13 protein-coding genes are annotated in these 13051 nt (G+C 39.2%); all 13 read left to right on the forward strand.

From position 1 onward, the window contains the following. The 13 genes from nadA (at position 1) to QWY93_RS15310 (ending at position 13011) form a co-directional block, all read left to right on the forward strand. Complete coding sequence (gene nadA / locus QWY93_RS15250) at positions 1–936, forward strand: quinolinate synthase NadA (RefSeq protein ID WP_290249255.1); 936 nt, start codon at positions 1–3, stop codon at positions 934–936. Positions 937–948: 12 nt separating this feature from the next. Next, positions 949–2499: an L-aspartate oxidase gene (locus QWY93_RS15255; RefSeq protein ID WP_290249256.1), complete on the forward strand. Its 1551-nt coding sequence runs from the start codon at positions 949–951 to the stop codon at positions 2497–2499. Then, positions 2468–2935 (forward strand): 6-pyruvoyl trahydropterin synthase family protein, encoded by a 468-nt coding sequence (locus QWY93_RS15260; protein ID WP_290249257.1) that lies wholly within the window; start codon positions 2468–2470, stop codon positions 2933–2935. The genes QWY93_RS15255 and QWY93_RS15260 overlap by 32 nt, the downstream gene beginning before the upstream one ends. 398 nt (positions 2936–3333) lie before the next feature. Continuing rightward, complete coding sequence (gene ric, locus QWY93_RS15265) at positions 3334–4059, forward strand: iron-sulfur cluster repair di-iron protein (RefSeq protein WP_290249258.1); 726 nt, start codon at positions 3334–3336, stop codon at positions 4057–4059. 161 nt (positions 4060–4220) lie between these two features. Further along, positions 4221–5462 (forward strand): hypothetical protein, encoded by a 1242-nt coding sequence (locus QWY93_RS15270; protein ID WP_290249259.1) that lies wholly within the window; start codon positions 4221–4223, stop codon positions 5460–5462. A gap of 70 nt (positions 5463–5532) precedes the next feature. Then, on the forward strand, positions 5533–6027 hold the full coding sequence (locus QWY93_RS15275; protein ID WP_290249260.1) for a c-type cytochrome: 495 nt from the start codon (positions 5533–5535) through the stop codon (positions 6025–6027). A gap of 37 nt (positions 6028–6064) precedes the next feature. Next, a complete protein-coding gene (nosZ, locus tag QWY93_RS15280) occupies positions 6065–8080 on the forward strand; it encodes a Sec-dependent nitrous-oxide reductase (protein ID WP_290249261.1) in 2016 nt (671 codons plus the stop codon). Positions 8081–8133: 53 nt separating this feature from the next. Then, complete coding sequence (locus QWY93_RS15285) at positions 8134–8754, forward strand: hypothetical protein (protein ID WP_290249262.1); 621 nt, start codon at positions 8134–8136, stop codon at positions 8752–8754. Between the two features lie 16 nt (positions 8755–8770). Then, positions 8771–9187, forward strand: coding sequence for a hypothetical protein (locus QWY93_RS15290; RefSeq protein WP_290249263.1), 417 nt, complete (start codon positions 8771–8773; stop codon positions 9185–9187). Position 9188: 1 nt separating this feature from the next. Continuing rightward, positions 9189–10442 carry a nitrous oxide reductase family maturation protein NosD gene (gene nosD, locus QWY93_RS15295; protein ID WP_290249264.1) on the forward strand — a complete coding sequence of 418 codons (1254 nt, stop codon included), beginning with the start codon at positions 9189–9191 and terminating at the stop codon, positions 10440–10442. Continuing rightward, positions 10429–11151, forward strand: a complete 723-nt coding sequence (locus QWY93_RS15300; protein WP_290249265.1) for an ABC transporter ATP-binding protein — start codon at positions 10429–10431, stop codon at positions 11149–11151. The genes nosD and QWY93_RS15300 overlap by 14 nt, the downstream gene beginning before the upstream one ends. Beyond that, positions 11144–11911, forward strand: coding sequence for an ABC transporter permease subunit (locus tag QWY93_RS15305; RefSeq protein WP_290249266.1), 768 nt, complete (start codon positions 11144–11146; stop codon positions 11909–11911). The genes QWY93_RS15300 and QWY93_RS15305 overlap by 8 nt, the downstream gene beginning before the upstream one ends. Continuing rightward, positions 11911–13011, forward strand: a complete 1101-nt coding sequence (locus QWY93_RS15310) for a DUF8744 domain-containing protein (protein ID WP_290249267.1) — start codon at positions 11911–11913, stop codon at positions 13009–13011. The genes QWY93_RS15305 and QWY93_RS15310 overlap by 1 nt, the downstream gene beginning before the upstream one ends. Positions 13012–13051: the final 40 nt, after the last annotated feature.

The raw sequence follows: 13051 nt of genomic DNA on the forward strand, positions 1-13051 counted from the left end.
ATGTACAATAGTGAAGAATTAAAGGATAAAATCCTGAAGCTAAAAAAGGAGAAGAATGCGGTTATTCTGGCCCATTATTACCAGGAGGAGGCCATTCAGGATATTGCTGATTTTGTAGGTGACAGTTTGGAATTGTCCAGAAAGGCAAGTCAAACGGATTCCGAAATTATTGTTTTTGCAGGAGTTCATTTTATGGCAGAGACTGCAAAAATTCTCAATCCAAACAAAAAAGTATTATTACCGGATTTGGATGCTGGATGTTCCCTTGCGGATGCCTGCTCAGCAGATGAATTTGCAAATTTCCGTTACCAGTATCCCGATCATTTGGCCATCAGTTATATCAATTGCTCTGCGGAGGTAAAAGCCATGAGTGATTTAATTTGCACCTCTGCCAATGCTGTTAAAATCATCCAATCTATTCCCAAAGGCCAGCCAATTCTTTTTGCCCCGGATAAAAACCTGGGGAAATATTTGATCAGGGAAACCGGCAGGGATATGTTGCTTTGGGAGGGGGCTTGTATGGTTCATGAGGCCTTTTCAATAGAGAAAATCATGGAAGTCTGGAAAAAATATCCCAAAGCTAAGTTGGTGGCCCATCCGGAATCAGAGCCCCACTTGCTAAAAGTTGCAGATTTTGTGGGGTCCACCTCTGCCATGTTAAAGTTTGTTCAAAAAGATGATCACCCTTCTTATATCATTGCCACCGAAGCCGGAATTTTACATGAAATGCAAAAGGCTGTTCCGCAAAAGGTATTAATTCCGGCTCCCAGCCATGAAAATAATACTTGTGCCTGCAGTGAATGTGCTTTTATGAAAATGAATTCTTTGGAAAATTTATATCAATGTTTAAAACTTGGAGCACCGGAAATCACCTTGGATCCTGATATCCAAACCAAAGCCTTATTACCCATTCAAAAAATGTTAAACATAAGCTAAATAGCCATGGTCATGGAAACGGATGTATTGATTATCGGAAGTGGGGTATCAGGACTTTCCTGTGCTTTGAATTTGGTGAAGAAAGATCCCAATTGCAAGGTCATCATTTTGGACAAAAGCCTGGAAGGGGAATGCAATACCCGACATGCCCAGGGTGGGCTGGCAGCTGTTATGGATCCAAGCAGGGATGATTTTTTTTTCCATTACCAGGATACCATGGAAGCTGGAAGATATAAGTCTTTCCCTCATGTAGTAAAATATTTGGTAGAGAATGCCCCAAGTGGAATCCAGGACTTATCCAATTGGGGAGTAGGTTTTGACCGTGATTCAAAAGGAGGTTTGGTGTTGGGCTTGGAGGGAGGCCATTCTCAACCCAGGATTGTGCATTATAAGGACTGTACTGGTTCGGAAATCCACCAAAAACTTTTATTGCAGATAAAGCAACATCCCAATATCCATTTGTTAAAAGGAACATTTACTATTGATTTGATCACTAATGATTTGGAGGAAAAAGCAAATCAAAAAGTTTGTTTTGGGGCTTGGGGGGTAGATTTAACGAAAAACGAGGTATTTCGAATTTTTTCAGGGGCAACGGTTTTGGCTACCGGTGGAACTGGTTGGATGTTTGAAAAAACCACTAATCCTTCGATTGCAACCGGAGATGGTTTGGCTATGGCCATCAGGGCAGGAGCCAGAACAAGGGATTTGAACCATTATCAATTTCATCCTACCGCGATTCACCAAAAGAAAAATGATAGGGCCCTACTGATTACTGAAGCTTTGCGTGGAGCAGGGGCTCATATTGTTAATTATCAATTGGAAAGGTTTCTGTTTAATGGAGACTCCCGAGGTGAACTTGCCACCAGGGATGTTGTGACCCATTTAATTCAAGAGGAGATGCAAAAATCCGGTATGCCAAATGTTTATTTGGATGCCCGTCATTTGGGCAAAGAAAAGTTGGAAAGCCGATTTCCCCAAGTGGTTTTGAATTGCAGTCAAATCGGTCTTCATCCGGCTGAAGATTTGATACCCATTGCCCCTGCGGCCCATTACCAATGCGGAGGAATTTCAGTTGACCTAAACGGTTTAAGTAGTATAGCCCAATTATACGCTTTAGGAGAATGTGCAGGAACAGGGCTACACGGGGCCAACCGATTGGCTTCTAATTCATTAATAGAAGGGGTGGTTTTTGCCAAAAATGTGGCACTTACAATACTTTCTGCCCAAAATCAAACTCAAATAATAGGGCCAACCCAAAAGGAAAATAATCAGATCCAGGGAAAATTGGATAGGAGAGAATGCCCTGTTGGGATTGATAATCTATTAAATCAATTGAAAACAGAAATGTCCGCTATAATGCTAAGGTCCGAAAATTACCAGCGTGGAGTTTTGGGAGCAAAAATTATGGAATGGAAAAAACTGGTGGATAACGCATTTCAAAAGAATAAATTCAATCAAAAAATATTGGAAATCAGGAATTTGCTGGATGTGGCAGAAAAAGTCATTGATTTCCCATTAAACAAAAACATGGATGTGGAGTATCACGAAAATTTTCAGGTTTGAAACTGCTCATAGGATATCTAACTATATTGGGGCTTGCCGTAATATCCATGGCCACAGTTATCAACTTCAGGTGAGCATTTCGAGGAACAACTTTAATGAGGATGATATGGTCATGGACTTTAAAGATTTGAAGAAAATTGTTCAGAAAAATATTATTGCACATTTGGATCATGTTCTTTTGCTGAAAAAGAATCCTGAAAATATAGCAAAATATAGTCAAGATAATTCGCCTATATTATGGATGGAGTATGAACCCACAGCAGAAAGGATTTTGGATTGGATCAGGCTTAAATTACTTCAAGTTCTTCCTAATTATGTTGAGCTTAAAAAGCTTACCCTTTTTGAAACATCCACCGGATTTGTGGAGTGGGAAAATGATTTTAGGAACTCTTTTGAGGATAGGCAATTATCAAAGGAAAAATGGGAAATAAAATAAAAGACAAAATTGTCCTAAATAAAAAAGTTGTATATTTGTAATGGGTTAGGAAAGAAACCTAATATCCTCAATTTGAATTCGGATTATGGTATCACTAAGGGTTAGTGTTTGATTTGAGGGGAGGAAATCCAAAGAGTTACCTAAAAATAATAATTCTTGGTTTCTGGGAAGCGGGTCACGCGATTTTCATTACACTTAACAAGTGAACGAGCTCAAGTATTGTAAAAATTCCTTAGGGGCATAGAATGTAAGTAATCTTATTTCTCCAATTTTAAAATCGAAATGAGGAAAAAAATAAAATGAAAAATTTAATAAAAGTTTTAATAATCCTTAGTCAATAAAAAAAATTTTCTTGTAAAAGGGATAAAAAGGTCTTTTAATCTAATAAATAATAAATTATGATCACAAAAAATAATCATACCATCGGAGAAATGGTTGCTGCTGATTACCGGGCGGCCACTGTATTTGAGTCATTTGGCATTGACTTTTGCTGTAAAGGGGGAAGGACCCTGGAAGAGGCATGCGAAAAGAAAAAAATAGCCCCGGAGGCCGTAAAGCAGGAATTGGAAAAAGTATTCAATACTGGGGATCAGGAAAACCTAAATGTAAGTTCCTGGCCATTGGATTTATTGGCTGATTACATTGAAAAAACTCATCACCGCTATGTAGAAGAAAGAGTACCCTTGCTATTGCAATACCTCAGTAAGCTGTGTAAAGTCCATGGTGATGCCCACCCTGAATTACTTGATGTTCACAGATTATTTAGTGAATCGGCAGGGGAATTAACCACCCATATGAAAAAGGAAGAGTTAATCCTTTTTCCCTATATCAGGAAAATGGTCAAATACCAAAAGGAAGGAAAAAGTATGGATGTTCCCCATTTTGGATCCGTCAGAAACCCCATTTTTATGATGATGGAAGAACACGAAGCAGAAGGCAATAGATTTGAGAAGATCTCCCAGCTTACATCTGGTTATGTGCCTCCCAAGGATGCATGCAATACTTTCCGTGTGACTTACGCTTTGCTGGACGAATTTGAAAAAGATCTCCACAGGCATATTCATTTAGAAAATAATATTCTGTTCCCATCTGTGGTAAAAGCTGAAAATTATTCACAAAATTAATTCAGCCGGAGAGGTATTATAAAATTGAAAATAGTAAAACCCTGGATTAACATAAAAAAAATAAAATACCGCAATCCATTAATATATGATTGATTCAGGGTTTTTTTATGTCTTATAGGTTGGCTTTATTTTGGTTTTGATTAAATTAAGGATGGAAAAAAATGGAAAACTATATTTTGAAATCAACTTGGGTTTCCATATCACTGATCAATTTTTTTATCGCTGCATTGATGGGTTTGCTCCTCCGGTCTGCTTTTGTGTGGGAGTTTAATTGGTTGGAATATAGGAATATGTTGCATGCCCATTCTCATTTAGCCATGTTGGGCTGGGTGTATTTGATCCTTTTTAGTTTGTTAATTGATTATTTTGTTCCTGAGGAAAAGAAACAAAAACCTTTTTATAACAGGCTATTTTGGGGAACCCAATTTGCCGTATTTGGTATGATGGTAAGTTTTCCCATACAAGGGTATGGTTTGTTTTCAATTTCCTTTTCCTGTCTTCACATTTTGGCCTCTTATCTATTTGTTTTCCGGTTTTGGAAAGATATGACGCTTTCTGATCCACAGGTAAAATTATTAATCAAGTCAAGCCTAGTTTTCCTTTTGATTTCCACGCTTGGTTTATGGGCATTGGGACTTGTGATGGTTTCCCTGGGTAAAATCAGCCCATTATATCAAGTGACTATCCAGTTTTTCCTTCATTTCCAGTTCAATGGTTGGTTTACCCTGGGAGTATTTGCTTTGGTCCTTAATTCCTTGAAAAAACATGGTTTTGAATTGAGATCAAAAATATTTAACAGGGTTTTTAGGCTTTTATTGGCTGGAATACTTTTGACTTTTGCACATGTTCTCGATTGGGCTTATCCCAACCGGATATTTTATATCATCAATGGGATAGGGGTGATTTTTCAATTAATGGCTTTTGTGTTTTTGCTAGGGAAGGGAGTCAGAAAATATTCCCTGGAGAAATCTAATTTTCTTGAGCTTCCAAATCTTCTGTTGGTTTTTGGATTGGTTTCCTGGGCATTTAAAATTATTGTACAGGCCTTTTTGATTTTTCCTGCGGTGTCAGAGATTTCCACTTTGATCAGGAATTTTATGATTGGTTATATCCATTTGACCATGTTGGGATTTGTTACAGGATTGATATTCTGGTGTCTGGCCATCAAAAAGGATAGAAATTATCAACCGTCTGGTATTTATCTGTTTATAATAGGTTTTTTAGGAACAGAGCTGATTTTGTTTGTGCAAGGAGGGTTTTATTGGATGGGCTGGGGGATGTTGCCCTTTTATCACGAAGCCCTGGTTGGATTTTCTTTATTACTTCCTTTAGGTATTATTAAAGCTTGGTTCATTTTTTCCCGAAAAAACCCTGCAATGGTAGCAAATCATATAATTAGCTGATCTATGTCATAATCTTAATGAAATAAACGCTTTTAATTAACAAATCAACCTTAAAAAAATGCTTATGAAAATGCTCAAATTACCATTTTACCTGATGATGATTTTGCTTATGGCTTCCTGTGGGGGAGGCGGAAGTGGAGAAAAAACATCAGAGAAAAAGGCTGAAGAACCCGAAACCCCTGCCTCTATAAAGGAGGGCAAAGGTATTGGGGAAATCAAACATGTGGAACTGACTGATGAATTAAACAAAGATATGGTAGAAGGAGGGGGAGACATTTATGATATGAAATGTGCTTCCTGCCACAAATTAACTGACCAGCGAGTTGTAGGGCCAGGTTTCCAAGGGGTTACTAACCGGAGAAAACCAGAATGGATCATGAATATGATCACCAATACAGATGTAATGTTAGCGGAAGACCCGGAAGCCCAAAAGATGCTGGAAGAATGCCTGACCCGGATGCCTAATCAAAATGTAAGCAAAGAAGATGCGCGTAAAATTCTTGAATTTTTCAGAAGCAATGACTTGGAAAAAACAGGTCAAAAAGACGGCGCAATTGAATCATAGTCAAAAAAATAAATGATCAATCAAAACTCCCTATGGTATGAAATTTTCAAAACAACTTTTATTCGGAATATTTAGTCTATCCATGCTAATTTATAGTTGTGGACAGCGGGATGCAGCTTCATTGGTAGAGGGGGATGCAGCCCAAAAGGCATATGTGGCCCCTGGTGAATATGATGAATATTATGCATTTATGTCCGGAGGCTATAGCGGCCAGATAACGGTTTATGGTTTGCCTTCAGGCAGGTTATTAAGAGAAATTCCTGTTTTTTCCCAATATCCGGAAAATGGATATGGTTACAGCGAGGAGACAAAAGACATGTTCCAGACCTCATATGGAATGGTGCCTTGGGATGATTCGCACCATATCGAGCTTTCCCAGCAAAATGGAGAATTTGATGGACGTTGGCTTTTTGTAAATGGGAATAATACACCAAGGATTGCACGGGTGGACTTGACCACTTTTGAAACCGTAGAAATGCTGGAAATCCCTGATGTGGCCGGATTGCACTGTGCACCTTTTATTACTGAAAACTCAGAATATTTGGTTTCCGGAACCCGTTTCAGCATTCCTATTCCTCAAAAAGATGTGCCTATTGAGACCTACAAGGAAAATTTCAAAGGCCTGATTAATTACGTTTCCCTTGATCAGGAACATGGTCATATGGATCTGGCATTCCAAATCGAAATGCCCGGGTTCAATTATGACTTGGCTAGAAATGGAAAAGGGGTTTCCCATGGTTGGAGCTTTTTGACCACTTATAATTCAGAACAGGCCCATTCTTTATTGGAAGTAAATGCTTCCCAAAAGGACAAAGACCTGATGGCCATTATCAACTGGCAAAAAGCGGAGGAATACATGGAAGCTGGAAAATTCACAGAAAGAACAACTTCCTATTATCATAACATGATGGATGAAGGCTCAGGAATTGTCAATTCGGAAGAAAAAACTGTTTCCAGGATATTAAAACCTGCAGATTGCCCGGATATGGTTTATTTTATCCCGGTTCCTAAATCCCCACATGGTTGTGATGTGGATCCAACTGGTGAATTTATTGTGGGAAATGGAAAGTTATCAGCGGATATGTCAGTGTATTCCTTCAGCAAAATCATGAAGGCCATTGAGGAGAAAAATTTTGATGGTGAAATTGATGGTATTCCAGTAATCAACTATGAGGCAGGACTTCATGGTATCCTGGAAAAGCCCGGATTGGGGCCATTGCATACTGAATTTGATAACAGGGGAAATGCATATACCACCTTCTTTATTTCCTCTGAAGTCGTAAAATGGGATGTTGAAACCAAGGAAATTCTTGACCGACAGTCCACCTTTTACTCCCCAGGTCACTTGGTGATTCCGGGTGGGGAAACTAAAAATCCAGATGGTAAGTACCTGGTTGCGATGAATAAAATTACAAAAGACAGGTTCCTTCCAACGGGTCCTGAGCTTGCCCATTCGGCCCAGTTGTTTGATATCAGCGGAGATAAAATGGAGCTGATTTTGGATTTTCCCACCAAAGGTGAGCCTCATTATGCACAAGCCATTAGGGCGGATAAGGTCCAGCCTAACTCCAAGAAATTCTACAACATCGAGGAAAATACTCATCCTTATGCCACCATGGGAGAAGGGAAGTCCAAGGTGGTTCGGGAAGGAAATGAAGTGCATGTGTACATGACGGCCATGAGGAGTCATCTAGCTCCGGATAATATCGAAGGGTTTAAGATTGGGGATAAGGTTTATTTCCATTTGACCAACTTGGAGCAGGATTGGGATGTGCCGCATGGCTTTGCCATCCAAGGGGCTACCAATGCAGAAATTTTAGTGATGCCTGGACAAACTAAAACGTTGCTTTGGGAACCTAAAAAAGTAGGGGTTTATGCCTTCTATTGTACAGACTTCTGTTCTGCCCTTCACCAGGAAATGTCAGGGTATGCAAGGGTTTCCGCAAAAGGATCAGATGTTCCTTTGAAATGGGGATTGAATGAAACCCTAAGGGAAAACCAACAAGCAGCCAATGAATTCTATGAACAAGCCAGAGAGAATGCTGGTAAATAACCGATTTTCAGCCACCAACCAATTAGGGTTGGTGGCAATTTAAACAGCTTGAAATGAATTCACACCAAATAATCCATCCTAGGTCTTTGATGTTAATGGCTTTACTTTGCCTTGGGGCAGTTTTTCTATTTCCCCTTTGGCGGATCAACTTGGAAGCTGCACAGTTTCCAGGGGGGCTTGAACTTCATATCTGGATCAATAAAATATCCGGAAGTGATAAAAATATCATTCAAAATATCAATATTCTGAATCATTATATTGGAATGCAGCCTATTCAACCGGATTCCATTTCTGAACTAAAGTATTTTCCCATAGTCGCTTATTCCATGTTAGGGTTGGGACTCTTGGCATTATTAGTAAATAAAGCTTGGGCATATGTGGTTTGGTTTGGTCTAATGGCTATTTTGGGAGCATTGGGCATCTATGATTTTTATTTATGGCTTTATGATTATGGCCATAATCTGGACCCAACTGCGCCCATAAAAATTGAGGGTATGGCTTTTATGCCCCCAGTTTTAGGAGAAAAGGATCTTTTAAATTTTTATGTGAAGTCTTATCCCCATTGGGGTGGTTTATTTTTAGGACTTGCCATTTTCTTTGGGGCATTGGCTTTTTACTGGAAAAGAAATTCCCAAAACAAAAAGCATCCAAACATTTATCATTTTCAACACTAAAAATAAGGTGATTTTCATGAAACAAATATCCTTATTCCTCTTGTCCATCATATTGGTGGGATGTAACGCAGGACCAGACCCCATTGCATTTGGTGAGGACCACTGTGACTATTGTAAAATGGGAATCGTAGATCCTAAATTCGGTGGGGAAGTGGTAACACAGAAAGGAAGGGTGTATAAGTTTGATGCCATCGAATGTTTGCTGCCTTATTTGGAAGAAAATCAAGAAATGGAAATCAAAGGAACCTATGCACTTCCCTTTGATGCTCCTGGCAAATTAGTGTCTGTGGATTGCCTATATTTTCAGCAATCCCCTCGGTTTAAAAGTCCGATGGGAGGGCAACTTGGGGCACTTAAACAAATGGATCCAAGTGAACAGGAAAGTGATTATTGGAACTGGAAGGAATTAAAGGCAAATCTTAAAGAGCAGTAAAATGAAATTTACAATAGGATTGATCCTTTTCTTTTGGGTATTGATAGGGGTTTCAGATTCATGGGGACATGTTTGGCGGGTAAAACCAGCATCTGAGCTAGCTTTCATCAAAAAAGCAGTACAACTGGCCCAGCCAAAGGATACCATCCTCGTTTATCCAGGAGTTTATAATGAAAACCTGATTGAAATCAATAAGCCATTGGTTCTGGAAGGTGTGGATTTTCCAATTATAGATGGCCAAGGAGGAGATGAAATTTTGGTTGTCACTTCTAACCAGGTGCATATTCGGGGATTTGAGCTTAAAAATATTGGGGCCAGCTTTTTAAAAGACAGGGCTGCCATCCGGCTCAATCAAGTTAGTCATGTAAAAGTGGAAAACAACCGGCTGAACAATACCTTCTTTGGGATTTATCTTCAAAACAGCACCGATTGCCAAGTGAAATCCAATATAATAACAGGCTCTGCAATCCAGGAAATCAATGCTGGAAATGCCATTCATGTTTGGAAAGGAAATCGAATTGAAATTATTGACAATCAGGTAAGACACCACCGTGATGGGATATATCTGGAGTTTGTTGACCAAAGTTTAATAAAAGGCAATACAAGCCAATTTAATATGCGCTACGGCCTTCATTTTATGTTTTCCAACTATGACCGATATGAAGCCAATGTTTTTGAACAAAATGGCTCCGGGGTAGCTGTTATGTTCAGCAAACACATTAAAATGTTTAATAATCATTTTCTAGAAAATTGGGGAGGTGCCTCATATGGCATTCTCCTAAAAGAAATCAGCGATGGCCTTATGGTTCATAACACCTTTGAAAGGAATACTGTCGGTATTTACGCAGAAGGGGCGAACCGAATTAAAATTGAAAAAAACACATTTCTCCACAATGGTAAAGCCATGGATATAAAAGGTAATTGCCTAAATAATGAAGTGATAACAAATAATTTCATTGGGAATACTTTTGAAGTCCTGACCAATTCCAAATCCAATTTGAATCATTTTGAGGGTAATTATTGGAGCCAATACCGGGGTTATGACCTGGACAGGGATGGAATAGGAGATGTACCTTATAGGCCGGTCAATTTGTTTTCTTTGGTTACAGAAAAGGTTCCTGCAGCCCACATGCTCTTGCATAGTTTTCTGGTCAGGAGCCTTGAATTGGCCGAAAGGCTTTTTCCACAACTGATTCCTGCCAGCTTGATTGATAAAAAGCCCATGCTAAAACCCATAAATTATGATAGAATTTAGAGAAATCTCAAAAAGATTCGGAAAACAAAAGGTACTCAATCAGGTTTCCCTCCAGCTTGAAGTGGGCCATGGGGTGGCCTTGGTAGGTCCTAATGGTTCCGGAAAAACCACTATGATAAAAATTCTTCTGGGCTTGGTAACATCCACTTCAGGGGAAATAACCCTGTATGGGAAACCAATTGAAAAGCAGAGTGAGTATAGAAAGGACATTGGTTATATGCCCCAGATCAACAGATTTCCAGACAACATGAAAGTGGGGCAATTATTTGGTATGTTGAAAAATATGAGGAAGGATGTTTCCAAAGAGCAATATGATTTGGACTTGTTTAAAGCGTTTGAAATTGGAAAACTGAAGGATAAAAAACTGAACCACCTTTCTGGTGGGATGAAGCAAAAGGTCAGTGCAGCATTGGCTTTTTTATTTAATCCCCAGGTGCTGGTTTTGGATGAACCTACTGCAGGTCTGGATCCGGTTTCCAATGAGCTTTTTAAACAAAAATTAAAAAGCTCCATAAACCAAGGAAAGTTGGTGTTGATCACCTCTCATATTTTATCGGACTTGGATGAAATCACTACCCATGTGGTTTATTTGATGGATGGGAAAGTCCGTTTTTCTAAAAGTCTTGAACAAATGAAGGAAGAAACCTCCGAACACCGCTTAAATCGAATGATTGCCCAAATTCTAAATCGAGAAGAAGTCTATGTTTAGGTTAACAAAATTTATTCTGGGAGACCTTTCCAAAAATTGGATACTGATATTGTACTTTGGTTTCCTTTTAGCTTCCACCTTTGGGCTGTTTATGATGGAGGGACAATCTGACAAAGCATTGGTCAGCCTTTTAAATCTGACATTAATGGTTGTTCCAATGATGACCCTATTGATAGGGACCATTTATTATTATAATATGTATGAATTTATTGTTATGATCCTTGCCCAGCCGATTAAAAGGAAAACGGTCATTGCCAGTATTTATCTGGGCCTTTCAATTGCCTTTAGTTTGGCATTCATATTAGGGTTAGGAATTCCCCTCGGGATAATGGGGTTTTCCCAGGCAGGATGGATGTTGATCCTCGTTGGACTATTGCTTACCTGGGTTTTTGTTGGATTAGCACTTTGGGCAGGAGTTCTGACGCGGGACAAGGCCAAAGGGATGGGATTTTCCCTATTGATTTGGGTGTACTTTGTATTGATATTTGATGGCCTTATCCTTTTACTCATGTATAATTTTAGTGATTATCCTATCGAAAAAGGAGTCCTGATGATTACCTTTTTAAATCCTGTGGATCTGGGAAGGATTCTGGTTTTGATGCAAACCCAGGCAGCAGCACTCATGGGATATAGCGGGGCAGTATTTCGCCATTTTTTTGAAGCCTGGTGGGGCTTGATCGTAGCCATTGGAGTAATGGGTATTTGGGCTTTGGTCCCGGTTTGGGGAGCATTCAGAAAATTCAAAAGAAAAGACCTCTAATGAAAATTAAAAGCCAATTTTTATTTCCATTAGTCCTTCTTGCTCTTTTGGTTGGAATAATTGGGGGATGGCTTCGGTTAGGATGGCAGGGAATAATAATTCCAAAAGCAGCAGCCCTTCATGGCCTTTTAATGGTTGGAGGGTTTATGGGGACTATGATCTCTCTGGAACGCAGCCTGATCATGAAAAAAAAAGGCTGGTTGCTGGTTCCAGTGATATCACTTTTATCCATTCCCATTTATTTGGGAGGATATTTTACATTAGGAATTTGGGCCCAAGTGTTGGCTAGTGCGGGTTTGGTGACCTTGATGTATTTTCAATACTCACAGAGGAAGTTATCAGAGCAATTACTATTAATGGTAGGAGCCATGTTTTGGTTGGTAGGGAATATATTGGTTTTAAAAACACAGTTTATTCCCCAAGGAAGTTCCTGGTGGATCGGTTTTATCATGTTAACTATAGTCGGGGAGCGATTGGAATTCGGGAAATTCCTTCCCAACCCCAAATGGAGCCGGCCTTTGATGTTTGTTCTGTTGGGGCTTTTCACGCTGGGATTATTGTTTCCTTTTCATCAAATGGGCCATCAATTGGTTGGAACTACCACTATAGGGGCAGGGCTTTGGCTAATCCGGTTTGACATGGCTAGGTTTGCTGTCAGAAAACAAGGGATCCATAGGTTTATTGGATGGGGATTGCTAATGGGCTATTGTTGGTTGGTATTGTTTGGTTGTATTGTTTTGGCCTTTCCTAACCATCCCTTGTATTATGACCTCTTTCTCCACAGTTTCTTTTTGGGCTTTGCATTTTCTATGATCTGGGCACATGGACCAATTATGCTTCCAACATTTCTAAAAATTCATCATACCATTTATCATCCTTTGATGTGGGTGATTTGGGGCTTTTTTCAGGTTAGCTTGATAGCAAGGCTTGGGTTTGGTTTCGTTCAAAATATGGAAGCCAGGAAATGGTTGGGGGTGGTCAACGGCTGGATTATAATTCTCTTTTTTGTATTGTTTATCGTTTTGATAATCAGATCAAAATATCAATATAAAGTGTCTGTTTCATCCGTAAAAAAGGAAAATTTAAAAATGGTAAACTAAAAAAAAACTCCTAAAAAAAAGATAAAAATACCCTAAAATC

Origin of the sequence: Echinicola jeungdonensis (assembly GCF_030409905.1) — a bacterium.
Taxonomy (GTDB): domain Bacteria; phylum Bacteroidota; class Bacteroidia; order Cytophagales; family Cyclobacteriaceae; genus Echinicola; species Echinicola jeungdonensis.

Bases quoted from the DNA above. Each gene is read 5' to 3' on its own strand.
- nadA (WP_290249255.1), top strand. From the start codon at position 1: ATGTACAATAGTGAAGAATTAAAGGATAAAATCCTGAAGCTAAAAAAG.
- QWY93_RS15255 (WP_290249256.1), top strand. From the start codon at position 949: ATGGAAACGGATGTATTGATTATCGGAAGTGGGGTATCAGGACTTTCC.
- QWY93_RS15260 (WP_290249257.1), top strand. From the start codon at position 2,468: ATGTGGAGTATCACGAAAATTTTCAGGTTTGAAACTGCTCATAGGATA.
- ric (WP_290249258.1), top strand. From the start codon at position 3,334: ATGATCACAAAAAATAATCATACCATCGGAGAAATGGTTGCTGCTGAT.
- QWY93_RS15270 (WP_290249259.1), top strand. From the start codon at position 4,221: ATGGAAAACTATATTTTGAAATCAACTTGGGTTTCCATATCACTGATC.
- QWY93_RS15275 (WP_290249260.1), top strand. From the start codon at position 5,533: ATGCTCAAATTACCATTTTACCTGATGATGATTTTGCTTATGGCTTCC.
- nosZ (WP_290249261.1), top strand. From the start codon at position 6,065: ATGAAATTTTCAAAACAACTTTTATTCGGAATATTTAGTCTATCCATG.
- QWY93_RS15285 (WP_290249262.1), top strand. From the start codon at position 8,134: ATGAATTCACACCAAATAATCCATCCTAGGTCTTTGATGTTAATGGCT.
- QWY93_RS15290 (WP_290249263.1), top strand. From the start codon at position 8,771: ATGAAACAAATATCCTTATTCCTCTTGTCCATCATATTGGTGGGATGT.
- nosD (WP_290249264.1), top strand. From the start codon at position 9,189: ATGAAATTTACAATAGGATTGATCCTTTTCTTTTGGGTATTGATAGGG.
- QWY93_RS15300 (WP_290249265.1), top strand. From the start codon at position 10,429: ATGATAGAATTTAGAGAAATCTCAAAAAGATTCGGAAAACAAAAGGTA.
- QWY93_RS15305 (WP_290249266.1), top strand. From the start codon at position 11,144: ATGTTTAGGTTAACAAAATTTATTCTGGGAGACCTTTCCAAAAATTGG.
- QWY93_RS15310 (WP_290249267.1), top strand. From the start codon at position 11,911: ATGAAAATTAAAAGCCAATTTTTATTTCCATTAGTCCTTCTTGCTCTT.